Genomic DNA, 24,965 nt, shown 5'->3' with positions numbered 1-24,965 from the left:
TCTCAGTCCCTTGAGTAACCAATGGTGACAAGGGAAGGCTAGGTAACTAGGCTCGGGGTCAACAGACCGCACTTCCCCGTCAGTTGGTGAGCTTCAGGTGACTTCCCAGGCCAAGGGCGCGCCCGCCGCGCGCGGTGACCTGTTCGACCCCGCGTGCCCGACCCGCCGGCTGCTCGACCGGATCGGTACGAAATGGACGTCGATGGCGGTGAAGGTGCTGGCCCAGGCCGCACCGGGAGAGGTGCGCTTCGCCGAACTGCTGCGCCGGATGCCGGGCGTCTCCCAAAAGATGCTCTCGGCGACCCTGCGGAGCCTGGTCCGCGACGGTCTGGCCGAACGCCGGGTGGAGCCCTCCGTGCCGCCCGCCGTGCACTACCGGCTCACCCCGCTCGGCCTGTCGCTCGACAGCGTGCTCGCCGCCGTACGGGACTGGGCCGAGGAGCACATGGCCGAGGTCGACCGGGCCAACGCGCTGAGCGACCGGCAGGAGAAGTGAGCCACGACGCTCCGGTCCGTCCGGTGTGATCTCCCTCCTTGCGGTCGCCGCACCACCCTGTGAGCCTCCCCTCGAACGATTCTCCGAAAATCCGAAGAACTGTCCCGCGAAGAAGTGTTATCGGCACCGCACCGGACGGTCTCCCAGGTGACGCACAGCATCGTTCGGCGCCGAGGACAGGGAAGCTTTGATGAGGACACAGCACACGGTGGACACGGCGGCACTGGTCGACGCCGCCCGCGCGGGAGACCCGGCGGCCCAGGACGCCCTGGTCGGCGCGTACCTCCCGCTCGTGTACAACATCGTGGGGCGGGCCCTGAACGGTTCGGTCGACGTGGACGACGTGGTCCAGGAGACCATGCTCCGGGCCCTCGGCTCGCTCGGCGACCTGCGCACCCCGGAGAGCTTCCGCTCCTGGCTCGTGGCCATCGCGATGAACCGCGTCCGCGCGCACTGGCGGGACCGCCAACTCGCCCCGGGCACCGTGGAGGAGGCCGCCCACGTCGCCGACCCGGGCGCCGACTTCGTGGACCTGACCATCGTCCGCCTCCAGCTGTCCGGCCAGCGCCAGGAGACCGCGCGCGCCACCCGCTGGCTGGAGCCGGAGGATCGAGAGGTGCTCTCGCTGTGGTGGCTGGAGTGCGCCGGCGAGCTGACCCGCGCCGAGGTCGCCACGGCCCTCGGGGTGTCACCGCAGCACACGGCGGTCCGGGTGCAGCGGATGAAGGCGCGCCTGGAGTCGGCCCGCGTGGTGGTACGGGCGCTCGACACCCGGCCCCGCTGCGCGGAACTGGGAGGGCTGCTGGCCTCCTGGGACGGCCTGCCCTCCGCCCTCTGGCGCAAGCGAATAGCCCGGCACGCCCGCGAGTGCGCGCGCTGCGGCGGCCTGTGGAGCGGTCTGCTCCCGGCGGAGGGGCTGCTCGCCGGGCTCGCGCTCGTCGCGGTGACCTCGACGCTGACGGCGGCGACCCGGTCCGCCGTGGCGGCCGGCCTCCACCCCACCGCGTACGCCGACTCCGCCGCGCCGGACACGGGGGACACGGCAGCCACCGGGCCGGACGCCGCGCGCGACCGGAGCGGTCCCGTCGGTGTGCGTGCCTCCCGGCGTCGTACGACCGCCCGCGGCGAGGCCCGGCGACGGCGGCGGATCCGGCGCCGGGCCGTCGGCGGCGCCGTGGTGGCGGCCTGCGTGGCGGGCGGCGGCCTGTGGTACTTCGGCACCGGCTCCGGACCGGAGACCAAGGAGGCGACCGCCGCACCCACCGCCGGCGCCTTCGTGGCGGACCTGTCCGCCCCGAGCCCCGTACGGACCTCGGCATCGCCCTCGGCCTCCTCGTCGCCGTCCCCCTCGCGGTCGAAGAAGCCGAGCCCCGCCATGAACCCCCGTCCCGCGCGCACGACCGGCACGCCGAAGGCCCAGCCGACCCAGCCGCCCACGCCCGCGTCCGCCACGCCCAGCCCCGCTCGGACGGCCCCGCGGACGCGTCCGGCGCCCGCCGGCACGGTCGCACAGGTGGTCGCGCTGGTGAACAAGGAGCGGGCGGCCGCCGGATGCGGCCCGGTCGCCGAGGACCCGCAACTGGACCGGGCCGCCCAGGGACACTCCGACGACATGGCCGCGCGCGGCTTCTTCGACCACACGAACCCCGACGGAGCCGGCCCCGGCGAACGCGTCACCGCCGCGGGCTACCGCTGGTCCACGTACGGCGAGAACATCGCGCGCGGCCAGCAGACCCCGCAGGCGGTGATGGACTCCTGGATGCACAGCCCCGGCCACCGCGCCAACATCCTCAACTGCTCGTTCAAGAACATCGGCGTGGGCGTCCACAAGGGCTCGGGCGGCCCGTGGTGGACCCAGAACTTCGGTGCGAAACTCTGAACGGCGGACAACACCGCGCGCGGGTGGGCGCGTTGGGGACTGCGGAGCTGCCGAGCTGTCGGCCTGCGGGGGTCCCGGCCGGCGGGCGGGCCTGCCGGCCGGCCCGGCTCAGCGGGCCGTGCCGAAGTCCTGCGTCCAGTAGCTGCCGGGCTGCGCCAGACCGACGCCGATCTCCTGGAACCCGCAGTTGAGGATGTTGGCCCGGTGGCCGGGGCTGGCCATCCAGCCCGCCATGACCTGCTCCGCCGTGGTGTAGCCGTAGGCGACGTTCTCGCCGTAGCTGCTCCAGGTGTAGCCGGCGCGCGTGATGCGCAGGCCCGGGTCCGAGCCGTCCGATCCGGTGTGCGACATGTTCTGGTGGGCGGCCATGTCCGCGCTGTGGTCCTGCGCGGCCTTGGTGAGCGCCGGGTCGAGGGTGAGCGGCCGGCAACCGGCCTTGTTCCGCTCGGCGTTCACCAGCCGCAGGATCTCCGCGCCGACCCCGGACGCCGGGGCGGCGGACGCCGGTGCGCTGGTCGCCGTGGCGGTGGGCGCCGGGGCGCTGGGCGCGGCGGCCGTCGGGGCCGTGGGGGTGGTGGCGGTCGTGGGGGTCGTAGCGGTGGTGTCGGGGGTGGGCCGAGGCGGCTGGGCGAGGGGCCGGGCCGTCACCGCCGGACGCGCCTTGGGCCGTACGGCCGGACGCGCGTGCGCGGGCCGCGCCTTGGCCGGGGGCGTGACCGGCGCGGAGGGGGCCGGTGCGGACGTGGAGGGGAACGGCGTGGACGACGGCGGCACGGTGGTGACCGGTTCCGTGGTGCGCGGCGCGGTGACCCGGTCCGTGACCGCGTCCACTCCGTTGCGGTGGTGATGCCTGTGAAGGTGCTGCCCCTGCACCCCGGGCGTGCTCGTCGCGCCGGCCTGCGGCCGCGGGTCCGTGCCGTACGGCCAGTCGGTACAGGCCAGGGCGACGGACGGCACGCCCACGGCGCCGACGGCGACGGCGGTGATGACTATGCGCCGGTAGTGCTTGGTCTTGCGGTGCTGTCCCATACGTCAACCTCACTCGGTGATCGCGGAGCGCCCATTCTTGGGACGGCCTCACACGGGACGCAAAGACACCGGCTACTACCCCGCCTCGTAGACCCTCCCGGCCCTTGCCAGTCACGCCGGGAGATGCAGAAGATTGCGACCGCGACGTTTGCGCATCACTGTCGGTTCCTCAGGAACCCGATGCCGACGAGGGATCCGGCGAGTTGCCCGCAGGCCGTTCAGGTGTCACGCCGGGTGTGTTCCATGGCTGCGGCAAGACGGACAAATCCCATATGTCGTGGGAGCGGCACCTACTATCCGGCACCCTTAGTCGCCGACAGCCCTGTGACGGTTGTCACCTCCGACCGGGACGCTGTTCTTAAAGACGGGGAAACGGCAGGGCAACACGGCGGCACGAACCTTCCCTGCAACCGGCCCGGCGCGTCCGGGCGCAGCGCAGGACGAGGGGAGCGCCGTGACGGACATCGTCGACAGCCAAGCGCCACCGGCCCCGCCCGGCAGCCGTACGTACAACGGCTGGACGCGGAACGACACGCTGGAGGACTACTCGCTGCGCTACGCGCCCAAGTCCTTCCGCCGCTGGACGCCGTACGTCGTGGCCACCACCGCCCTCGGCGGCATCGCCTACCTCGCGGACTTCGCCATCGGCGGCTCGATCGCCGTCGCGCACGGCTTCTCCAGCGCCCTGGTGGCCATCCTGGCCGCCGCGGTGGTCATCTTCCTGACCGGCATCCCGATCTCGTACTACTCGGCGAAGTACTCCATCGACATGGACCTGCTGACCCGGGGCGCGGGATTCGGGTACCTCGGCTCGACGCTCACCTCGGTGATCTACGCGAGCTTCACCTTCATCTTCTTCGCCCTCGAAGGTTCCATCATGGCGCAGGCGCTGGAACTGGGCCTGCACATCCCGCTCGCCGTCGGGTATGTCGTCTGCTCGCTGGTCATCCTGCCGCTCGTGGTCTACGGCATGACCGCGCTGTCGAAGATGCAGGTGTGGACGCAGCCGGTCTGGCTGGTGCTGATGGTCGCCCCGTTCGTGTCCATCGCGATCCAGGATCCCGGGAAGTTCTCGGAGTTCACCCACTTCGCGGGCGACTCGCCCACGGGCTCCACGCTCAGCGCGCTCGGTGTGGGCGCGGGTGCGGGCGTCGCGCTGTCGCTCATCGCGCAGATCGGCGAGCAGGTCGACTACCTGCGGTTCATGCCCGACAAGACTCCGCAGAACGGCAGGCGTTGGTGGACCGCCGTGCTGGGTGCCGGACCGGGCTGGGTGGTCCTCGGGGCGCTGAAGCAGATCGGGGGCGCCTTCCTGGCGTTCTGCATCGCGGGCAGCGCGGGGCTCGCCAAGGCCGACGAACCGATCCGGCAGTACGTCCACGGATTCGGCACATTCGCCGCACCGGTGGCCCTGGGCCTGGCGACCTTCTTCGTCATCCTCTCCCAGATAAAGATCAACTCGACCAACGCGTACTCCGGTTCGCTGTCCTGGTCGAACTTCTTCTCCCGCCTGACACACCGTCACCCAGGCCGTGTCGTCTACATCTTCCTCAACGTCGGCATAGCGCTCGCGCTGATGGAGGGCGGTGTCTTCGGCTTCCTCAACACCGTGCTCGGCTTCTACTCCAACGTGGCCATCGCCTGGATCGGCGCGGTCGTCGCCGACCTGATCATCAACAAGCCGCTCGGGCTCAGCCCGTCGTACATCGAGTTCAAACGGGCCCACCTGTACCACTTCAACCCGGTGGGCTTCGGCTCGATGCTGATCGCCTCCGGGGTGTCCATAGCCGCCTACTTCGAGGCGTTCGGCGCCTACGGCAAGGCGTTCTCGCCGTTCATCGCGCTGTTCCTCGCCATGGCGCTCTCGCCGCTGTTCGCGGTGCTCACCAAGGGACGCTACTACCTCGCCCGCCCCGACACCCTGGACGAGCCGCTGCTCGGCGCGGACGGGCTGCCCTCGGCCGCCGTACTGACCTGCGCCGTCTGCGCGACCGACTTCGAACGGCCCGACATGGCCGGCTGTCCCTTCCACCAGGGCCCGGTCTGTTCGCTGTGCTGCAGTCTGGAGAAGGACTGCCATGACTCCTGCAAGCGCGGAGCGGGCGCCCCGGGGCCGGTCGCCCTCGGCCTGCCCGCCGTCCGGGTGCGGTGACCAATCGCGTGCACCCGCGGCTCGTTACGTAACCGTGTGACCGTGTGCGCGGCGGCCGAGCCTGGATGGCCGGCCGCCGCGCACCCGTCTCACCACACCGTCGGTCCGTGGGCCGTCACTCGTTCCGGAAGACGGCCTTACTGACCTCGGCGGGGTTCTCGAACTGCTTCTTCCCGAGGTGGGAGATCCGCTCCGTGATCTCCTTCGGCGCGTGGTTCTTCTCGGCCGCCTTCCGAAGGTCGTCGGTACCGGCCGGGTACTCCACGCCGTGCAGCGCTTTCTGCAGATCAGGTGGGGTGATGCCCGCCATGGCTCCTCCTGGCAGTTAGTCGGTGAACGGCCGGCGCGAAAGGAGCGCCGGGACTGCTCAGGTACCCATCCCACGGAAGCGGATTCAGATATTCCGGTTGATGGTGGGCCGAGGCGCGCGCGGGTACCCGACGGTTGCGAACCAGCAAGGCACGGGACCGCGGATGAGAGGACCCGATGAGCGAGAACACCCCATCGCAGGCCGAGGGCGAGCGCGAGACGGACGCCCCGGACACGGAGCAGCCGACCCGCACCACCCCCTCCCAGGCGGAGGGGGAGAACACCGCCGACGAGACCCCGGACGAGGAGGGCGACGCGTAGGGAGGCGTCATGGGCACGGCACACACCAGCGACCCGCTGGTGTTGGACGCGCTGAAGGACGTGACCTACCCGGCCGGCAAGGAAGAGCTGAACTCGGCCGCCCGGCAGGCCGGAGCCGGGGACGAGGTCGTCAAGGCCCTGCGCGGCATGCCCGCCGAGGAATACGCCGGCCGCGCCGAGGTCGCGAGCTTGGCCCGGGTGGACCCGGACTCCGATCTCGGAACCGACGCCGGCCGGCGGGCCGGACAGGCACCGCGCGGCGGCAGACCAGGTCTCTCCCAGCACCTGCGGGAAGAGCCGAAGACACCCATCCAGGAGGAATTCGACCGCTGAGCCGGCCTGCGGGGACGGCCGCACCGGACGCGGCCGTCCCCGGCCGTGTCGATCGTTCGGGCCGTCCTCAGCCGCGCAGGCCCTTGAGGAAGTCGCCCAAGCCCCCGGCCACCGCTTCCGGAGCCTCCAGTGGCAGCAGATGCCCGCCCGGAACGGTGGTCAGCGTCGCGTGCGGAACGTAGGACAGCAGGCAAGCGCGCAGTACGGCGGGCGGTTCCACCTTGTCCCGCGCGCCCGCCAGCACGGTCACCGGGACCTCGATACGCAGGGCCTCCTCGGTGATGTCCCGGGCGATGCCCCGCAGCGGCCACTCCGTGCGGGCCTCGTCCGCCGCCGCCAGGCTGTCCCGTACGACCGCCTCCCGCGCCGGCCCGGGCAGGGGCCCGGCCGTCAGGACCCGGTCCAGGGCCTGGCCGACCGACTCGGGGGAGTCGTAGGCGTGGGACAGTGCCTGCCGGTACTCCTGCGTGACGGCTTCCGGCGGCCGTGGCGGAGCGGGCGCGACCAGGAACACGCCGGCCAGTCCGGCCGGACGCCGGGCCGCGACCAGCTGACCGACCTTTCCGCCCATGGAGTGCCCCACGAGGACGAACGGACCCGTGACGCATTCCTCGGCCACGCGCGCCAGATCATCGGCGAGCCGGTCCAGGTGGTACGGCCCCGGCAGCTCCCGTGAGGCGCCCCAGCCGCGCTGATCGAACCGGACCGTCTTCTGCCCGGGCGGCAGCCGCCGGACGACCTCGTCCCACGTACCGGCGGAACCGCCCCAGTAGTGCGCGAACACCAGCGCGGGCCCGTCACTCCCGTCCCTGATCCGGACCTTCATCGATCCGCCGGTGACGGCCACGGTCCTTGTGCTTTCCAACACTTCCACGTCTCCCCTCCGTATCGTGGCAGGCGTCGGCGACCCCGTGGCACACTCGCCGGGCCATGCCGTCCGCCTGCTTCCGGGCACGGGATAGACGCTAGGCCGGTGGCACACTCCGTCTTCGTGGAAAGAGACCGACCTGTTGTGGAAAACGGACACCCTGCCGTACGGCACCTGCGCTATCTCCCCCCGGTCGGAGCCACCTACGGCGTGGAGGTCCTCAGCTTCGCCGCGCTGCGCGAGACCGATCCCGACCGGCGGCGCACCCGGCTCCAACGCCCCGACTTCCACGTCCTCGCCCTGATCACCGGGGGGAGCGGCGCCCACGAAGCGGACTTCCATCACCACGAACTGCACGAGGGCAGCGTCGTGTGGATCAGGCCGGGCATGGTGCACCGCTGGAGCGACGTCGAGCGCCTCGAAGGGCCTCTGATCCTCTTCCAGCCGGGGTTCCTGCCCGACCCCGCCCTCGAAACCCGGGGCGTCGCCGCACCCACCTGCTGGCGCCTGCCGCCCGAGGTCCTCCGGCTGGCGGCACCGGCCGCCGACCACCTCGGCCACGAGCACCGCGCGGCGGTGCGCCGCCCGCACCTGGCCTCCTCCGCGGTGCTCTCCCATCTGCTGGCGGCCCTGCTCCTGCGCGTCCTGCCCCCGGCCTCCGCACCACCCACCCCCGGCGTGTCCGTGAGCCGGCAGTCCGAGGTCTTCCACGCCTACCGTGCCGCCGTCGAGACCCACTTCCGCCACCGGCACCGCGTGGCCGACTACGCGCGGGCACTCGGCTACGACGTGCGGACCCTGACCCGCGCCACCCGCGCGGCCACCGGACACGGCGCCAAGACCTTCCTCGACCAGCGCATCCTGCTCGAAGCGAAACGGCTGCTCGCCCACGGCGGGCTGCCGGCCGGTACCTGCGCACACCGCCTCGGCTTCCCCGATGCCGGCAACTTCACCACCTTCTTCCGGCGCCAGACCGGCCTCGCCCCCACCGCGTGGGCAGCGGCGCTCCACCAGAAGCCTTGACCACTCTCCGGGCCGCGACCTAGCGTGACGCACACATCAGTGCACGCAGTGCAGTCAGTGCAGTCAGGGCAGGCAGGACAGTGCAGTCGGCGCAGGAGGCTCGGTGACGGCCCATCCGCACGGCGTCCCGGACGGGGCGCCCGCCGGCCGCCCTCCGCGGGTGGAGACCCACGGCCTCGACGTGATCGAGGACGCGGAACGCAAGGGCACCCCGCGCACCCTGTTCTGGCCCTGGTTCGGGGCCAACGTCTCCGTCCTCGGCCTCGGCTACGGCGCGTTCGCGTTCGGCTTCGGCATCTCCTTCCGGCAGGCCCTCGCCGCCGGCGCGCTCGGCATCGTCGTGTCGTTCCTGCTGTGCGGCTTCGTCGCGGTCGCCGGCAAGCGCGGCTCGGCCCCGACCATGGTGCTCAGCCGTGCCGCGTACGGCGTGCGCGGCAACCGGCTGCCGGCCGTCGTCTCCTGGATGCTCACCGTCGGCTGGGAGACCGTCCTCACCGCGCTCGCCACGATGGCCACCGCGACCGTCTTCGGCGCCCTCGGCTGGGGCGGCGGCACCGGGACCAAGGCCGCCGCCCTCATGGTGGTGGCCGCGCTGACCGTCGTCGGCGGAGTCATGGGCTTCGACCTGATCATGCGGCTGCAGACCTGGATCACCCTGGTCACGGGCGTCCTCACGCTTGTCTACGTCGCCCTCGTCGCCGACCGGATCCACTGGAGCACGGTCGACGCCCTCCCGGCCGGCTCCGCCCAGCGGTTCATCGGCGCGCTGGTGTTCATGATGACCGGCCTCGGCCTCGGCTGGGTCAACGCCGCCGCCGACTACTCCCGCTATCTGCCCCGGGACTCCTCCAGCCGGGGAGTCATCGGCTGGACCACCTTCGGCGCCTGTCTGGCCCCGCTGGTGCTGCTGGTCTTCGGCCTGCTGCTGGCCGGATCCGCCCCGGAGCTGAGCCGGGCGATCGCGGCCGACCCGATCGGCGCGCTGGCCACCCTGCTGCCGGCCTGGTTCCTGGTGCCGTTCGCCGTGGTCGCCGTCCTCGGCCTGGTCGGCGGCGCCGTCCTCGACATCTACTCCTCCGGCCTGGCCCTCCTCTCGGCCGGCCTGCGGGCACCCCGCTACCTGGCCGCCCTCCTCGACGGCATCCTGATGATCGTCGGCTCGGTCTACATCGTGTTCTTCGCCGATGACTTCCTCGGCCAGTTCATGGGCTTCCTCACCACACTCGGCGTGCCCATCGCGGCCTGGGCCGGTGTCATGCTCGCCGACCTGGCGCTGCGCCGCCGCGACTACGACGAAGCCGACCTGTACCGCCCGCACGGCCGCTACGGCGACGTGCCCCTCCTCCCGCTATGTGTCACCCTCGCCGCCACCGGCGTCGGCTGGGGCCTGGTCACCAACACCGCGGCGCACTGGCTGACCTGGCAGGGCTACCTGCTGGCGCCGCTCGGCCTGGGCGGCCGGACCGGCCCCTGGGCGTACGCCAACCTGGGCGTCCTCGGCGCGCTGGCCCTCGCCTTCCTGGGCACGCTGTCGACGGGCAGGGCCCGGATACGGCACCAGGAGGCGCGGGCACCCGGCCCGGCCCGCGAGGACGTGCCGCACCCATGAGCCCCGATACTCGCTGACGACTTTGTGCGGCGGATGTCGCGGAAACGGCCCGTGACCGGCTCCCGACCCACACACATCCCGCGCGCTATGTGCCGGCAGGCCATGTGCCGGGGCCCCGCTGTGCCCGGCAAGCCATGTGCCGGCAAGCCACCATTCCGTCGATGCCGTCGATCCATGTGCCGGGGATCCACATGTTCCGCGTACGCATGCCCCGCACCCCACCGGGTACGCGAGGCGGGAGCACGTCCGGGGCGCCGAGCCGTCCCGGCAGCCCGTACGACCGCCGAACCTGGGGACCAGCCATGGAGACACCCGCACACGCCGACTCGCCGACGCCGGCCCAGCAGGCACTGGACGCGCTGACCGTCAACGCCGAGGACCAGGCCGCACTGGAGACCCTCGCGCACAGCGACGTACTCGTCCCGGTGCCGGACGACGCGCTGGACGGAGAGGGCGCCGATGCCACGACGGTGGCCCTGCCCGTCCTGGAACAGCCCGGCGGCGACGCGGTCGTCCCGGTGTTCACCACGGAGGGGGAGATGACCGATCTGCTGCCCTTCGTCTCGCGCTACCGTCTGATCCCGCTGGGCGCGCTCGCCGCGCAGTGGCCCGACGAGAACCTGTCGCTCGCCATCGACGGCAGTTCCTCGCACGCCCTGACGCTCACGTCACAGGGGGTCCGCACACTGCTGGCCCGCTGAGCCGCAGACCACCTTGCGAGGGCGCCGCCGGGGTACCGCCCCCGACGGCGCCCGGCTGCGCCGGTCTACAGCTCCTGCCCGGCCAGCATGCGCCGCAGGACCGCCCGCTGGAGGGGCAGTACCTCGGCGTGCAGGGCGCGGCCCTTGGGGGTGAGCGCGACCCACACCCCGCGCCGGTCCTCCGCGCATACCGAGCGTTCCACCAGGCCGTCCTTCTCCAGCCGGCCGATCAGCCGGGACAGCGCGCTCTGGCTGAGGTGGACCCGGCCGACCAGGTTCTGCACCCGGCACTGCTCACCCTGCTCGGGCGGCTCCGTGGCCAGCAGGTCCAGCACCTCGAAGTCGCTGGCGCCGAGCCCGTGCGGATGCAGGACGCGGTCGATCTCGCACATCGTGCGCGCGTGCACGGCGAGGATGTCCCGCCAGCGTTCCTCCAGCCGGGTCTCGGCCGTCTTGACTGCCATAACCGCACGGTAGCACCGCGCCGACCACTCGTTGAGTGCGCAACCAGTGCCGGGGCCGGCGGTCGCTCCCGGCTCAGGCCGACGGGCCCGACGGGTCCGACGGGTCCTGGAGCAGCCCCAGGTGGTTGCCGTCGGGGTCCTTCACGAAGGCGATCAGCCGGCCGCCGCCGACGTCCTGCGCGTCCTGGAGCAGTTCCGCGCCCGCCGCCAGCAGCGCCGCGAGCCGCTCCCGCAGGTCCGTCACGTGCCAGTACGGCACCGGCCCGGTCATGCCCTTGGCGTGCCCGCTCGGGTCCAGCCCGACGTCCTGGCCGGCGGCCTTGTAGCCCACGTAGTACGGCTCGTCCGCGTACGGCTCGACGCCCAGCAGCGCGCCGAACAGGGCCTTGGCCCGGTCCAGGTCCTTCACCGGGTAGATGATCGTCTGCAGGCCTGCGGCCATGATGCTCACTCCTTCGCACAGCGGTGCCCGGCTTCACGGGGCCGGGGCACCGACGCATTCCTCGTCGGTGCCCCCACGCTAGGACGGGCGAGCCCACGGCGGCTTCTCCGATCCTGACCGGTTGCGTGACCGGATGCCGTGTGCGGGTGCCGTGACCGGTTGTGCGGCACATGTCCCGACCGGTCGCCGCCACGCGCCGAGCGGCGGCGGCACCTGCTCACGGCCGCTCGCGGCGTTCACTCGTTGCGCAGCACCTCGGCGACGGTGAGCCGGGCCGCCCGTCGCGCGGGCACCAGCGCCCCCACGACGGCTATCGCCACCCCGGCGAGCGCGAGGACGGCCAGGAGAGGCGGATGCCAGACCGCCGTCATGGAGTCGGGCAGCGTGATGTCCAGCCCGGCCGCCATGCGCGGCACCACCACCCGGTGGGCGGCGATGCCGAGGGGAACCCCCAACAGCGATCCCAGCACGCCGAGCACCGCCATCGACGTCACCGTCATCACGGTCACCTGGCGCGGGGTCATCCCGATCGACTTCAGCATGCCGAGGTCACGGCGCCGGTCGTGGGTGTTGAGCACGGCGGTGTTGAAGACACCGAGGGCGGCGACCAGGGCCAGCATCAAGGTCAGGGCGGTCGCGGAGCCGACAATGGTGCCGGTGACGGTGTTCGGCCCGCTCACCTGGACGGACAGCCCCCGATCGGCGGCCCGGACCGCACGGGCGTACGCCTCCTGCTCCACGCCCTCGCCCAGCTTCACGTGGTACGCGATGGGCCGCACGTCCGGCATCAGCGCGGTGACCGTCGGCCAGCCGCCGATGACCAGCCGGTCGTCGGTGTCCATCGTCTCGCCCACGACGGTCACCCGCTCCTCGCGGCCGTCCTTGCGCAGCCGCAACCGGTCCCCGAGCCGCACCCCGTTGCGGCGCAGGAACGGCGACCCGGCCACCACCTCGCCCGTCCGGCTCATCCAACGGCCCTTCACGAGCACGCCGCCCAGGGACCGGCCGCCGCGCCGCCCCTCGAACATCACCACGTTCGTACTGCCCACGAGGAGCACCTCGTCGTCCGACCGCGCCGTGACATGACGCGCGCCCGGCAACGAGCCCAGCAGCGCCTGGAGTTCACGGTCACCGTGCACCGGCCGTACCTCCTTGCCGTGCCGGTACGCCCCCGCGTAGACGGTGACGTCATAGGTCCGGTCACCGCCGTTCCCGATGCTGTTCAGCGTCGCGGCCAGGCCGGTCGCGAAGGTCACCGTCGTCACCCCGAGGACCACGGCGGCCAGCGTGAGCGCGCTGCGCGCGGGCCGGGCGAAGGGGAGTCCGGCGCCGAGGCTCACCGAGCGGGGCAGCCGGGCCCCCGCCAGCCGCCGCTGGAGACCGAGCGCCCGCCCGGCCCGGGGCGCGCTGCCCGCGCTGATGGCCCGCGCCGCCGGCAGCCGCCGCGCCCGCACGGAGGGGCCGAGGGCGGCGAGCACACAGACCAGGGGCATGCCGAGCAGGGCGACCAGGTTCACCCGGAGCGGGATGCCCAGGCCGTCGTGCAGCACTCCCGAGGCCGGCCCGGAGAACACGAACTCCAGGAACGGCTCCGCCAGCAGATTGCCGGCCACGGTGCCCAGTCCGCAGCCCAGGACCGCGGGCACGGAGATCATCGTCAGATAGACGCCCAGTACCTGCCCCGGGGTGAAGCCCAGCGCCTTCAGGATGCCGATGTGCCGGAACCCGGAGACCACGGCCCCGCCGACCACGTTCGCGACGATCAGCACCGCCACCAGGATGCCGAGCACCCCGAACGCCATCAGATACGGCGCGTAGGCGCGCGCGTTGCCGCCGATCCGGTGCTTGAGCGCCAGGTACGTCTGTGATCCGGCGAGCGAGCCCGGCGGCAAGTCCCCTGTCACCTCGGCCAATTGCGCGCGCAGATCCTGCTCCGTCGCCGCGTCCCGGAACCGGAACAGCATCTGTCGGCCGGCCGGGTGCAGCGCACCGATCTGCTCCGGGGCGACCCAGGCGTCCGCCGTGTGACCGAGGTCGAAGGCGAACCCGACGATCGTGAGCCGCGGGCCGGACGGCACCTGGAACCTCTTGCCGAGGTCGTCGGCGGTCCAGTCCCGCTGCCGGTTCAGGACGATCTCGCCCGGCCGGGTGGGCCAGCGGCCCGCCCACACATCCACCCGGTCCACCGGCCCGCCGGGACCGGGGCGGCCCACCACCGTGATCTCACCGCCGAGCCCGAAGTCCGCCGCAGTGCGCGGAACACTGACCGTCGCCCGCGCGAACGGCCCCGCCACCGCCTCCACTTCCGGCCGCCGTGCCGCGCGCGTCAGCCGGGCGTCCGACACCTTGCCGCTGTCGAAGGCGGCCACGACGTGCGGCCCGTGCAGCTTCTCGAAGGCGCGGTCGAACGGCGCCGACGCCGCGTCGACCAGCCCCAGCGCCACCACCGTCGACCCCGTCGACACCAGGGTGACCAGCCAGATCACCAGCGTCTGCACCCGCCGCCGGCGCACGGCCGCCCGCGCCGCCTGCCACACCGCCCTCACGCGGACGGCTCCAGGGTGTGCCCGCCGGTCACCCGGCCGTCGGCCAGCAGCACCAGACGGCTCGCGCAGCGCTGCGCGAGCTGCTCGTCGTGAGTGACGATGACCAGGGTCTGGCCGATCTGGTTCAGATCGATCAGCAGGTCCATCACCTGCTCCCCGGCCCGGCTGTCCAGCGCGCCGGTCGGCTCGTCCGCCAGCAGCAGCGCGGGCCGGTTCATCAACGCCCGTGCCACCGCGACCCGTTGCCGCTCACCACCGCTGAGCACCGCCGGGTAGGCGTTGCGCCGGTCCGCGATCCCCAGCTCCGCGAACAGCTCCAGCGCCCGCCGCCGGGCCTGCCGGGCCGGTGTGCCCGTCAACTGGGCCGCCAGCGCCACGTTGTCCAGCGCCGACAGGTCGTCGACGAGGTTGAAGAACTGGAAGATCATCCCGATCCGCCGGCGCCGGTACAGCGCCAGCCCCTTCTCGCTCAACTCCCCGACGTTCTCACCGTGTACGACGATCCGCCCGGCCGACGGCCGGTCCAGCCCGGCGATCATGTTGAGCAGCGTGGACTTGCCGCACCCCGACGGTCCCATCACGGCGACCGCCTCCCCGGCCCGGATCTCCAGCGACACCCCGTCCAGCGCGACCGTCTCGCCGTACTCCTTGCGCACCCCGTCGAGCCGTACGACGGCGTCTTCCGTTCTCACCTCGGTGACCATGGGCAGGACGCTAGACGCGGGCCCGCACCCCGGGCATCCCTCCCCGGATGGCACTCGGCCGCGGAACTCATCCCGGGGATGCAGTGCGCTGGATCCCCGGGTCGATGCGGATGTCAGTGGCGTCTGCGAGAGTGGTGGCCATGGGGGAGGACGAGGTGCTGACGGCGGCGCTCGCGGTGGCGTGCGCGGCCGCCTCGGGACTGGCCGTGGCGCTGGCGCGCACCCGGCGCCGCTGGCAGGCGGTGGCCGGCGAGCGGGGGTGGCTGCTGGAGCGGGAGCGGGAGAGCGCCGCCGAGGCCGCGATCGCGGCCGAACGGGACCGGATCGCGAGGGAGTTGCACGACATCGTCAGCCACAACGTCAGCCTGATGGTCGTCCAGGCGAGCGCCGCCCGGGAGGTGCTCGGCACCATGCCGGACGAGGCGGCGACCGCGCTGCGCGCCGTGGAGGACGCGGGCCGGGGCGCGATGACCGAGCTGAGACACCTGCTGGGCCTGCTGGCGCCCGCACCGGACGGCACGGAAGGCACGGACGGCGACCCGGGACCGGGCGCGCGGGCGGTCGCTGCGCCGCTCGCCCCGCAGCCCGGCCTGGACCGGCTCGGCCCGCTGGTGGACCGCATATCGTTCGCCGGGCTGCCCGTGGAGGTCCACGTCTCCGGCGAGCCGTGCCCGCTGCCCCAGGGCGTCGACGTGACCGCCTACCGCATCATCCAGGAGGCCCTGACCAACGCGCTCCGGCACGGCGACGGCGGCAAGGCCCAGGTGACCGTGCGCTACGCCGGCCACGCCCTGCGCGTCGAGATCCTCAGCACCGGCCCCAGCGTGCTCACCGGCACCGCGCCGTCCGTCACGGGCGGCGGCAGCGCGCCTCCCGCTTCGCGACCGTACGGCGAGGGCACCGGACGCGGTCTGCTCGGCCTGCGGGAACGGGTCGCCGTGTACGGCGGTGAGCTGGACGCCCGGCGCCGGCTCGGCGGCGGCTTCCGGGTGCGCGCCCGCATCCCCCTGGACCGGCCGTGACCCCGGACGCGCCCGGGCGGGCGCCCCGTGTCCTGATCGCCGACGACCAGACGCTGATCCGGACCGGTTTCCGGCTGATCCTCACCGCCCGGGGCATCGAGGTGGCGGGCGAGGCCGCCGACGGGGCGCAGGCGGTCGCCGCGGTCCGTGAACTCAGGCCGGACGTCGTCCTCATGGACATCCGCATGCCGGTCATGGACGGACTGGAGGCCACCCGGCGCATCCTGGCCGAGGCACCCGGCTGCCGGGTGCTGATGCTGACCACCTTCGACCTGGACCGGTACGTGTACACGGCCCTGTCCCTCGGGGCCGCCGGCTTCCTGCTCAAGGACGTCACCCCGGAGCACCTCGCGGCGGCCGTACGGCTCGTCGGCACCGGTGACGCCCTGCTGGCCCCGCAGATCACCCGGCGGCTGGTGGAGCGGTACGCGGCCGAGGCCGACCGGACGGGCACGGCCCTTCCCGCCGATCTGGCCGCCCTCACCCCGCGCGAGCGGGAGGTGCTCACCCTGATGGGCCGGGGCCTGTCCAACACGGAACTGGCCGCCGAACTGACCCTCAGCGAGGCCACGGTGAAGTCCCACGTGGCCCGCATCTTCGCCAAGCTCGGCCTGCGCGACCGCGCCCAGGCGGTGGTCATCGCGTACGAGACGGGTCTGGTGAGACCCGGCGCGCGGTGACGAAGGCGCGCGGTGACGAAGGCGCGCGGTGACGAAGGCGCGCGGTGACGAAGGCGCGCGGGGAACCGCGCGACCGGGCCACGGCGAAGCGGCAGCCGCCCGACGGCCGAACCCGGCACCCCGGGCGGCCCGGCCCACCGTCTACGCGGACTCCCGCCGCACCAGCTCCGTAGGAAGGATCACCGCCGCCGGCTCCTCACCGCCCAGCTGGGCGAGCAGCACCCGCACCATCTCGCTGCTGATCCGGTCCCACGGCTGCCGGATGGTGGTGAGCGCCGGAGTGGCGGCGGTCGCCGCCGGGGAGTCGTCGAAACCGCCTACGGCGATGTCCTGCGGCACCCGCTTGCCGGCCCGGTGCAGGGCCGCCAGCACACCCTGCGCCATCAGGTCGGAGGCGACGAACACGGCGTCCATGTCCGGCGCCCGCTCCAGCAGCCGCTCGGCGCCCGCCTCACCGCTCGCGCGGCTGTAGTCGCCGGAGACGACGAGCCGCTCGTCGGCCGGCAGCCCCGCCTCGGCGAGCACCTCCCGGTATCCGGCGAGCCGCTCCACACCGCCCGGGGTGTCCAGCGGACCGGTGACCACGCCGATCCGGCGCCGCCCCAGCGACAGCAGGTGCCGCACCATGTCCCGGGCGCCGTCCCGGTCGTCGGCGGCGACGTAACTCACCTTCGAACCGAGGCCGATCGGCTTGCCGCAGGCGACCAGCGGCACCCCCGCCGCGCGCAGCTCCTCGGCCACCGGGTCGCCGGAGTGGCTGGAGACCAGCAGCACGCCGTCGACGTGCCCGGCGGTGATGTACCGCGTGATCCGGCGCCGTTCGTCCCGCGTACCCGCCAGCATCAGCAGCAGCGGGATGTCGTGCGCGGCCAGCGCCTGGGTGCAGCCGCGCAGCAGGACGTTGAAGTTCGGGTCCTCGAAGAACCGCTCCTGCGGCTCGGTCAGCAGGAAGCCGACCGAGTCCGAGCGCCCCGTTATCAGCGAACGGGCGTGCCGGTTCACGACGTAACCGGTCTTGCGAATGGCGGCGTTGACCGCCTCCTGCGCGGCGGGGCTGACATAGTGCCCGCCGTTGAGCACCCGCGAGACGGTGCCGCGCGAGACCCCCGCCTCGCGCGCCACATCGTGGATCGTCGGTGCTCTGCGCCGGCCCCCCGTGTTGCTCATGGTCATGACTTTACGGCCCCGGACAGCAGATCCAGGCTCCAGAACCGCTGGATGACCAGGAACAGCGCGATCAGCGGAAGCACCGCGAGGAACGCGCCGGTGATCACCAGGGTGTACAGCGCGGGCGTGTTCGCCCCCTGCTCCAGCAGCGTGTAGAGACCCAGCGTCAGCGGGAACTTCTCGTCGTCGCTGAGCATGATGTACGGCAGCAGGAAGTTGTTCCAGATCGCGACGAACTGGAACAGGAACACCGTCACCATGCCGGGGATCATCATCGGCAGCGCGATCCGGGTGAAGATCCGCCACTCGCTCGCCCCGTCCATCCGCCCGGCCTCCACCACGTCGGCCGGCACGGCGGCGGACGCGTAGATCCGGGCCAGGTAGACCCCGTACGGGGAGAGGATCTGCGGTAGCAGCACGGACAGGTAGGAGTCCGTGAGGTCGGCCTTCGCCAGCAGCAGGTACTGCGGGATCGCGAGGATCACCGGCGGCATCAGCACGCCCGCGAGCAGCACGTTGAACATCGTCTCGCGGCCCCGGAAGCGGTACGTGGCGAGCGCGTAGCCGCTGAACGCCGACACGGCGGTCGACAGTACGGCGCCCAGACCGGCGTACAGCGCGGAGTTGCCCATCCACGTCCAGTAGACCCCGCCCCGGTAGGCGTCGAGGTCCTTGATGTTGTCGGTGAAGCCGGTGCCGGGCAGGAAGGTGAACGTGGAGAACAGCTCGTGCCCGGACTTGGTGGACGCGATGACCACCCAGGCGACCGGCAGCAGGGTGTAGACCGCGCCGAGCAGCAGCGTGACCGTCGGCACCAGCGCGATCCGGCGCCGCAGCGGAGGCCGCCGCGCCGTACCCGGAGCGGTGCCGGCGGCCGGGGCCGCCTCGTGGACGGCGAGAGCACTCATCGCGCCCCTCCTTGACTGACGGCCCGCTTGTCGCGGCGGTTGGAGGCGCGCAGGAACCCGAACGACAGCAGCAGCGTGACCACGGCGATCAGGGTCGCCTCGGCCGCCGCCGAGTACATGTCGTTGCGGCCGAAGGCGTCCTGGTACACCTTCATCAGCGGACTCCAGGTCGTGTTGACGGAGTTGGTGAGCGGCTTCAGGGTGGTCGGCTCGTTGAACACCTGGAGCGTCGCGATGATCGAGAAGAAGAAGGTCAGCACCAGCGAGGGCGCCACCATCGGGATCTTGATCCGCAGCGCGATCTGCAGCGGGGTGGCCCCGTCCAGCCGCGCCGCCTCGTACACCTCGGCCGGGATCGACCTCAGCGAGGTGTAGATGACGATCATGTTGAAGCCGGTGCCGCCCCAGACCGCGATGTTCGACAGGGCGAGGTAGAGCGGTCCGCCGTCCAGCAGGTCCGGCTGCGGCAGGCCCAGCCTGTCGAGCACGAAGTAGAACGGGCTGACGTCCGGCAGGTACAGAAAGCCCCACAGCAGCGCGGCCACCACACCGGGGATGGCGTACGGCAGGAAGATCGCGAGCCGGGTGAACGGGGCGAGCCGCACCTTCTCGGAGTCCAGCATCAGCGCGAACAGCAGGGCGAGGCCGAGCATCACCGGGACGACGATGCAGCCGTAGCCGAGCACGCGCAGCGCGCCGTGCAGCAGCTCGCTGTCCTGGAAGGCCGCGCGGTAGTTCTCGAAGCCGGCCCAGACCTCCTGCCGCGCGCCCGATCCCAGGCCGAGGCCGGAGACGTGCACCTTGCGGAAGCTGAGCCACACCGCGTAGCCGATGGGCAGCGCGAAGAAGAGGGCGAACAGGATCGTGGCGGGGAGGAGGAAGGTGTAGGGGGCCGCCTTGACCCCGTACCCCCTCCGGCTGGTCGGGCTGCTCACCGCGAAACCCCGAAGCCCTGCTTCTTCATGTCGGCGACCGTGTCGTCCTGCATCTTCCTCAGGGCGGCGGCGAAGTCCGACTTGTCCTTGGCGGCGGCGCCGAAGGCGTCCTTGAACGACGTGTAGGCGACGTTCACGTTCGGGCCCCAGGAGGCGGGCGCGGTGGTCTTCGCTATGCCGGCGGCCTTGGTGTAGAAGTCCGGCTGGTTGGAGAAGTACGCCGGCGGGTTGGAGAAGGCGCCGCTGAGCTGGGCGGAGGTGGACGCCGGGTAGATGCCGCCCTCCTTCGCCAGCGCGTTCAGGGCGTCGTGGTCGGTGTTCAGCCAGACCGCGAACTTGGCGGCGGCCTCCTTGTGCGCGGAGTCGGTGGTGACCGCCGTGGAGGACCCGCCCCAGCTGCCGGTGACGTCCTGTTCCGCCGACCACTGGGGGAGCGGGGCCATGGCCCACTTGCCCTTGGTGTCCGGCGCCGCCGTGTTCAGGGTGCCGGGCGCCCACACGGCGCTGACCCAGGCGATCTGCTTGCCCGTGTTCAACGCCTTGTTCCAGGACGGGGTGTACATCGGCTGGTTGTCGATGACGCCCTCCTTGACCAGACCGCCCCAGAACTCGGCGACCTTCCGGGTGGCCGCGTCGTCGATGCCGACCTTCCACTTGTCGCCGGAGGTGGTCCACCACTTGGCGCCGGCCTGCTGGGCGAGGCCCGCGAAGAGACCGGAGTCGTTGGCGGAGAAGGTGGTCAGGTCCTTGTCGGGGGCCTTCTTCTTCAACTGGCGGGCGGTCTCGGCGAACTGCTCCCAGGTGGTGGGGACCTTGAGGCCGTACCTCTTGAACAGGTCCTCGCGGTAGTAGAACATCATCGGGCCGATGTCCTGCGGCACCGCGTAGACGGCGTCCGTGCCGAGCGTGGTCTGCTGCCAGACGCCCTCGGCGAACTTCTCCTTGACGCCGTCGACGTCCTCGGAGACATCGGCCAGGGCGTCGTTGCTGACCAGGGTCGGCAGCGCCTGGTACTCGGCCTGCACCAGGTCGGGGGCCTTCTTCGCCTTGTGCGCGGTGAGGATCTTGGTGACCAGCGTGTCGCCGGACGCCTGCTTCTTCACCGTGACGGTGATCTGCTCCTTCTTCCCCGGCCCCTTGTTCCACAGGTCGACGACCTTGTCCATGCCGGGTGTCCAGGTCCAGTACGTCAGCGACACCGGACCCGACTCGGCCTTGCTGTCGTCCCCGGACCCACAGGCGGCGAGGGCGGTGGCGCCGAGCGACACGGCGACGGCGGTTGTCACGAGGCGACGGCGCTTCGTGTGCGGCATGGTTTCTCCCCTGACCCGGGTCCCCGCCCGCTGCGGAGACCTGTCATGCAGTTGTGCACGCTCACATGACCCGGGCGCCCTGGTGCCGGGAGCCCCTGCCATGCTTCTGTGAGCGTTCACAGTAGAGAAACATCCCGGACACTTGTCAATGGTTGTTGCTGTGCGGTTATGTTGGCCTCGCAGCGCAGCCGCTGTGTGTGCACGTTCCCATCTGATCGATTTTCCGGGAGAGATCCATGCCGGACAGCGCCCCCAGGGGCCTCACGAGGCTCGCCTTCGGCGGGGACTACAACCCCGAGCAGTGGCCGGAATCCGTCTGGCGGGAGGACGTCCGGCTGATGCGGGAGGCCGGCGTCACGATGGTGAGCGTCGGCATCTTCTCCTGGGCCCTGCTGGAACCGGCGCCGGGGGAGTACGACTTCGGCTGGCTCGACCGGATCCTCGGCCTGCTGCACGAGGGCGGCATTCGCGTCGACCTCGGCACCCCCACGGTGGTGCCGCCCGTCTGGTTCTACCGGGCCCACCCCGAGGCCCTGCCGGTCACCGCCGACGGCGTGCGCTACGAATTCGGCTCGCGCGGCGCGATCTGCCACAGCAACGCCGACTACCGCGCCGCCGCCGCGCACATCACCACCCGGCTCGCCGAGCGCTACGGCGACCATCCCGCGCTCGCGATGTGGCACGTCCACAACGAGTACGGCGTGCCCGTCTCCGCCTGCTACTGCGACTCCTGCGCGGCCCGTTTCCGCGGCTGGCTCGCGGACACCTACGGCAGCGTGGACGCGGTCAACGAGGCCTGGGGAACGGCCTTCTGGGGCCAGCGCTACACGGACCTGGCGCAGATCAACCCGCCCCGCACCACCCCGACCGTCGGCAACCCGGGCCAGGCCCTCGACTACAAGCGCTTCACCGACGCCGTCATCCGGGAGAACTTCCGCGCCGAGCGCGACATCCTGCACCGCCTCTCACCCGGCGTCCCGGTCACCACCAACTTCATGACCGCGCTCAGCCAGTGCGACTCCATGGACTACTGGGCCTGGGGCCGCGAGGTCGACCTGGTCACCAACGACCACTACCTGATCACCGACGGCCGGCGCACCCACGTCAACCTCGCGATGGCCGCCGACCTCACCCGCTCGGTGGCCGGCGGCGCCCCCTGGCTGCTGCTGGAGCACTCCACCTCGGGCGTCAACTGGCAGCCCCGCAACCCCGCCAAGGCACCCGGCCAGATGGCCCGCAACTCCCTCGCCCATGTCGCCCGCGGCTCCGAGGGCGCGATGTTCTTCCAGTGGCGCCAGTCCCGGCGCGGCGCCGAGAAGTTCCACTCCGCGATGGTCCCGCACGGCGGCACCGACACCCGTGTCTGGCGCGAGGTCGTCGAACTCGGCGCGTCGGTGGAGGCGTTGAGCGAGATCCGGGGCACCCGCACCGAGGCCGACGCGGCCATGCTGTGGGACTGGCAGTCCTGGTGGGCGCAAAACCTCGACTGGCGGCCCAGCGAGGACCACGACCCGCGCGAGCGCGCCGACTCCTTCTACGAGGCCCTCTACGACCGCCACCTCACCGTCGACTTCGCCCACCCGGAAGCCGACCTGTCCGGCTACCCCCTGGTCGTGGTGCCGGCCCTGTACCTGATGACCGAGGCCGCCGGGCGCAACGTCCGGAGTTACGTCGAGAACGGCGGCACGCTCGTGGTGTCGTACTTCTCCGGGATCGTGGACGAGCACGACGCCGTCCACGAGGGCGCCTACCCCGGTGTGCTGCGCGATGTCCTCGGCCTGACCGTGGAGGAGTTCTCGCCGCTGCTGAAGGACCGGCGGGTGCGGCTGACCGGCCCGGACGGGCCCGGGCCGACCGGGGATGTGTGGACGGAGTTCGTGGTCCCGCGCGGCGCCGAGACCGTGTGGCGGTACGCCGACGGGCTCACCGCGGGCCGCCCGGCCGTCACCCGGCACCGGCTCGGCCGCGGCACCGCCTGGTACGTCTCCACCCGCCTCGACACCCAGGGCCTGGACGCGCTCCTCGGCCGGGCGGCCGACGACGCCGGACTCGCCCCGCGCGCCGAACTGCCCCGCGACGTCGAGGTCGTGCGCCGCCGCGGCGAGTCGGGCACCTTCCTCTTCGTCATCAACCACACCGCCGACGACACCAAGGTGCCGCTGGCCTCGCCCGGCACCGAGCTGCTGACGGGCGAACGCGCCGCGGGCCGCCTGGCGGTCCCGGCGGGAGCCGTCCGGGTCGTGCGACTCGACGGCTGAGCCGACCCCCCTCCGCCCGCGTGAGCCGTGGGAGCCGCGGGCGGAGGGGCCCCTCCTCCCGCCCCACCGCGGGAGGAGCCTCTCCCCAGTTACGTCGAAGGGACGACGGACGATGAAGTTCCATCCCAGACGCACCATCACCGCCCTGCTGCCGCCGCTCGCGGCCGGGCTCGCCCTCACCGCCCTGCCCGCCCAGACCGCCCAGGCCGCGAGCACGCTGGCCAACGGCGGCTTCGAGTCCGACGGCGCCGGCGTGGCCGTGCCCGCCGGCTGGTCCGAGTACGGCGACACCGGCGCCTCCTACACCGAGGCCGGCGGCCACGCCGGGAGCTACCGCCTCAGCCACTACTCGGCCTCCGCCTACAAGGTGGAGACCTACCAGTACCTGTCCGGGCTGGCCAACGGGAACTACAAGCTGACGGCGTGGGTGCGGTCCAGCGGCGGACAGAAGGCCGCGTACATAGCGCTCAGGAACTGCGGGGGTTCCGAACAGCGCACCGATCTGCCGGTCTCGTCCAGTGGATGGATCCGGATCGTCACGCCGGTCAATGTGACCAACAACCAGTGCACCATCAGCGTCAACAGTGACGCGAACGCGGGCAACTGGATCAATGTTGACGATCTGACCTTCACCTCCGGCACCACGGGTACCTCCATCCACGGCGCCGACATCTCCTCCCTCGCCAAGAGCGAGGCCAAGGGCGGCGTCTACCGGACGAGTTCGGGCACCGCGGGCGACGCCCTGCCCATCCTCAAGTCGTACGGCATGAACTACGCGCGCCTGAAGGTGTGGGTGAACCCCGCCGACGGCTTCAACGACAAGGCGCACGTCCTGGCGATGGCCAAGCGCGTCAAGGCCCAGGGCATGAAGCTGCTGGTCGACTTCCACTACTCGGACACCTGGGCCGACCCGGGCGCCCAGAAGAAGCCGGCCGCCTGGTCGGCCCATACATACAGTCAACTGAAGACCGACGTGTACAACCACACGTACGACGTGTTGAACGCCTTGAAGGCTCAAGGCACCACCGCCGACATGGTCCAGGTGGGCAATGAGATCAACGGCGGCATGCTCTGGTCCGAGGGATCAACGGACAACTGGACCCAGCTCGCCGGGTTGATCAACTCCGGCTACAGCGCCGTCAAGGCGGTCAACCCGTCCACCTCCGTCGCGCTGCACCTCGCCAAGGGCGCGGACAAGGCCGGCACCGAGTGGTGGTTCGACAGCGCGGTGGCCAACGGCGTCAAGTTCGACGTGATCGGTCTGTCGTACTACGGCTACTGGCACGGCGCGCTCTCCGACTTCCAGACCACCCTGGACGACGCGGCCGCCCGCTACGGCAAGCCGGTGTTCGTCGCCGAGACGGCCTACCCCTTCCGTCTCGACAGCGACGACGCGCTCACCAACCAGATCGACACCACCGGCGAACTCGTCCCCGGCTACCCGGCGACCGTGGCCGGCCAGACCAAGTGGCTGAACGACGTGGCGAGCATCGTGGAGGCCGTCCCGAACGGCCGCGGTCTCGGCGTCTTCTACTGGGAGGCCACCTGGACCGCCGTCCCCGGCAACGGCTGGGACCCGGCGGACGCCGGCTCCGGCAACGGCTGGGAGAACCAGGCCCTCTTCGGCTACGACGACAAGGCGCTCTCCTCGATGACGTGGTTCAGCCACCGCTGAGCCATCGGGACGGGGCCCGGTCGCGGCGCGGCGACCGGGCCCCCGCCACGGGCCTGGGGCGTTACAACCCTCCCTGGGAACAGGGCCGTTCCTTACCGGACAACGGGCGTCGAGTCCCGGACGCGGCGGCG

23 protein-coding genes are annotated in these 24,965 nt (G+C 72.0%); 12 read left to right on the top strand and 11 right to left on the bottom strand.

Annotated elements, in window-relative coordinates:
• Window positions 1-97 precede the first annotated feature (97 nt).
• Window positions 98-496: a winged helix-turn-helix transcriptional regulator gene (locus IH25_RS0104425; protein ID WP_030603159.1), complete on the top strand. Its 399-nt coding sequence runs from the start codon at window positions 98-100 to the stop codon at window positions 494-496.
• A 190-nt stretch (window positions 497-686) separates the two neighbouring features.
• Window positions 687-2,375 (top strand): sigma-70 family RNA polymerase sigma factor, encoded by a 1,689-nt coding sequence (locus IH25_RS0104420; RefSeq protein WP_030603156.1) that lies wholly within the window; start codon window positions 687-689, stop codon window positions 2,373-2,375.
• 108 nt (window positions 2,376-2,483) lie between these two features.
• Here IH25_RS0104420 and IH25_RS0104415 read toward each other — a convergent pair whose 3' ends face one another.
• Window positions 2,484-3,404 carry a CAP domain-containing protein gene (locus IH25_RS0104415; protein WP_030603153.1) on the bottom strand — a complete coding sequence of 307 codons (921 nt, stop codon included), beginning with the start codon at window positions 3,402-3,404 and terminating at the stop codon, window positions 2,484-2,486.
• 454 nt (window positions 3,405-3,858) lie between these two features.
• Here IH25_RS0104415 and IH25_RS0104410 point away from each other — a divergent pair, with 454 nt between their 5' ends.
• Window positions 3,859-5,556, top strand: coding sequence for a purine-cytosine permease family protein (locus IH25_RS0104410; protein ID WP_030603149.1), 1,698 nt, complete (start codon window positions 3,859-3,861; stop codon window positions 5,554-5,556).
• Between the two features lie 115 nt (window positions 5,557-5,671).
• On the opposite strand, the gene IH25_RS0104405 is transcribed toward IH25_RS0104410, so the two are convergent.
• Entirely contained in the window at window positions 5,672-5,866 is a 195-nt protein-coding gene (locus tag IH25_RS0104405) for a DUF2795 domain-containing protein (RefSeq protein ID WP_030603145.1), read from the bottom strand.
• A gap of 176 nt (window positions 5,867-6,042) precedes the next feature.
• Here IH25_RS0104405 and IH25_RS41510 point away from each other — a divergent pair, with 176 nt between their 5' ends.
• A complete protein-coding gene (locus tag IH25_RS41510) occupies window positions 6,043-6,186 on the top strand; it encodes a hypothetical protein (RefSeq protein ID WP_167346009.1) in 144 nt (47 codons plus the stop codon).
• A 9-nt stretch (window positions 6,187-6,195) separates the two neighbouring features.
• Window positions 6,196-6,519, top strand: a complete 324-nt coding sequence (locus IH25_RS0104395; RefSeq protein WP_030603141.1) for a DUF2795 domain-containing protein — start codon at window positions 6,196-6,198, stop codon at window positions 6,517-6,519.
• Between the two features lie 67 nt (window positions 6,520-6,586).
• On the opposite strand, the gene IH25_RS0104390 is transcribed toward IH25_RS0104395, so the two are convergent.
• Complete coding sequence (locus tag IH25_RS0104390) at window positions 6,587-7,345, bottom strand: alpha/beta fold hydrolase (RefSeq protein WP_051753792.1); 759 nt, start codon at window positions 7,343-7,345, stop codon at window positions 6,587-6,589.
• Window positions 7,346-7,531: 186 nt separating this feature from the next.
• Here IH25_RS0104390 and IH25_RS0104385 point away from each other — a divergent pair, with 186 nt between their 5' ends.
• From IH25_RS0104385 to IH25_RS0104375, 3 genes are all read left to right on the top strand, one after another.
• Window positions 7,532-8,410 carry a helix-turn-helix domain-containing protein gene (locus IH25_RS0104385; protein ID WP_030603135.1) on the top strand — a complete coding sequence of 293 codons (879 nt, stop codon included), beginning with the start codon at window positions 7,532-7,534 and terminating at the stop codon, window positions 8,408-8,410.
• 103 nt (window positions 8,411-8,513) lie between these two features.
• On the top strand, window positions 8,514-10,019 hold the full coding sequence (locus IH25_RS0104380) for a purine-cytosine permease family protein (RefSeq protein ID WP_051753774.1): 1,506 nt from the start codon (window positions 8,514-8,516) through the stop codon (window positions 10,017-10,019).
• Window positions 10,020-10,321: 302 nt separating this feature from the next.
• Complete coding sequence (locus IH25_RS0104375; protein WP_030603130.1) at window positions 10,322-10,720, top strand: SseB family protein; 399 nt, start codon at window positions 10,322-10,324, stop codon at window positions 10,718-10,720.
• 65 nt (window positions 10,721-10,785) lie between these two features.
• Here IH25_RS0104375 and IH25_RS0104370 read toward each other — a convergent pair whose 3' ends face one another.
• The 4 genes from IH25_RS0104370 to IH25_RS0104355 all read right to left on the bottom strand — a co-directional run bounded on the left by IH25_RS0104370 (window position 10,786) and on the right by IH25_RS0104355 (window position 14,876).
• A complete protein-coding gene (locus IH25_RS0104370; protein ID WP_030603129.1) occupies window positions 10,786-11,184 on the bottom strand; it encodes a MarR family winged helix-turn-helix transcriptional regulator in 399 nt (132 codons plus the stop codon).
• Between the two features lie 73 nt (window positions 11,185-11,257).
• Window positions 11,258-11,626: a VOC family protein gene (locus tag IH25_RS0104365; protein WP_030603128.1), complete on the bottom strand. Its 369-nt coding sequence runs from the start codon at window positions 11,624-11,626 to the stop codon at window positions 11,258-11,260.
• Window positions 11,627-11,862: 236 nt separating this feature from the next.
• Complete coding sequence (locus tag IH25_RS0104360; RefSeq protein ID WP_030603127.1) at window positions 11,863-14,172, bottom strand: ABC transporter permease; 2,310 nt, start codon at window positions 14,170-14,172, stop codon at window positions 11,863-11,865.
• Entirely contained in the window at window positions 14,169-14,876 is a 708-nt protein-coding gene (locus IH25_RS0104355) for an ABC transporter ATP-binding protein (RefSeq protein WP_030603126.1), read from the bottom strand. Before IH25_RS0104355 ends, IH25_RS0104360 begins: the two co-directional genes overlap by 4 nt.
• A 140-nt stretch (window positions 14,877-15,016) precedes the next feature.
• Between IH25_RS0104355 and IH25_RS0104350 the strand changes: the two genes are divergently transcribed.
• On the top strand, window positions 15,017-15,898 hold the full coding sequence (locus IH25_RS0104350; RefSeq protein ID WP_030603125.1) for a sensor histidine kinase: 882 nt from the start codon (window positions 15,017-15,019) through the stop codon (window positions 15,896-15,898).
• Window positions 15,895-16,578 carry a response regulator gene (locus IH25_RS0104345; RefSeq protein WP_030603123.1) on the top strand — a complete coding sequence of 228 codons (684 nt, stop codon included), beginning with the start codon at window positions 15,895-15,897 and terminating at the stop codon, window positions 16,576-16,578. The genes IH25_RS0104350 and IH25_RS0104345 overlap by 4 nt, the downstream gene beginning before the upstream one ends.
• Window positions 16,579-16,719: 141 nt before the next feature.
• On the opposite strand, the gene IH25_RS0104340 is transcribed toward IH25_RS0104345, so the two are convergent.
• From IH25_RS0104340 to IH25_RS0104325, 4 genes are read right to left on the bottom strand one after another with little or no spacing between them, the layout of a single operon-like run.
• Complete coding sequence (locus tag IH25_RS0104340) at window positions 16,720-17,751, bottom strand: LacI family DNA-binding transcriptional regulator (RefSeq protein ID WP_030603121.1); 1,032 nt, start codon at window positions 17,749-17,751, stop codon at window positions 16,720-16,722.
• Entirely contained in the window at window positions 17,748-18,653 is a 906-nt protein-coding gene (locus IH25_RS0104335) for a carbohydrate ABC transporter permease (RefSeq protein WP_030603120.1), read from the bottom strand. Before IH25_RS0104335 ends, IH25_RS0104340 begins: the two co-directional genes overlap by 4 nt.
• Window positions 18,650-19,588, bottom strand: a complete 939-nt coding sequence (locus tag IH25_RS0104330; RefSeq protein ID WP_030603118.1) for a carbohydrate ABC transporter permease — start codon at window positions 19,586-19,588, stop codon at window positions 18,650-18,652. Before IH25_RS0104330 ends, IH25_RS0104335 begins: the two co-directional genes overlap by 4 nt.
• Window positions 19,585-20,901: an ABC transporter substrate-binding protein gene (locus IH25_RS0104325; protein WP_030603114.1), complete on the bottom strand. Its 1,317-nt coding sequence runs from the start codon at window positions 20,899-20,901 to the stop codon at window positions 19,585-19,587. Before IH25_RS0104325 ends, IH25_RS0104330 begins: the two co-directional genes overlap by 4 nt.
• A gap of 236 nt (window positions 20,902-21,137) precedes the next feature.
• Between IH25_RS0104325 and IH25_RS0104320 the strand changes: the two genes are divergently transcribed.
• Together IH25_RS0104320 and IH25_RS0104315 are read left to right on the top strand one after the other, a co-directional pair.
• Window positions 21,138-23,159, top strand: a complete 2,022-nt coding sequence (locus tag IH25_RS0104320; RefSeq protein WP_030603110.1) for a beta-galactosidase — start codon at window positions 21,138-21,140, stop codon at window positions 23,157-23,159.
• Between the two features lie 112 nt (window positions 23,160-23,271).
• Window positions 23,272-24,834 (top strand): glycoside hydrolase family 53 protein, encoded by a 1,563-nt coding sequence (locus IH25_RS0104315; RefSeq protein WP_030603107.1) that lies wholly within the window; start codon window positions 23,272-23,274, stop codon window positions 24,832-24,834.
• Window positions 24,835-24,965: the final 131 nt, after the last annotated feature.

It is taken from the genome of Streptomyces achromogenes subsp. achromogenes, from assembly GCF_000720835.1.
Taxonomy (GTDB): Bacteria; Actinomycetota; Actinomycetes; order Streptomycetales; family Streptomycetaceae; genus Streptomyces; species Streptomyces achromogenes.
This window is presented reverse-complemented; position numbering and strand designations above follow the sequence as displayed.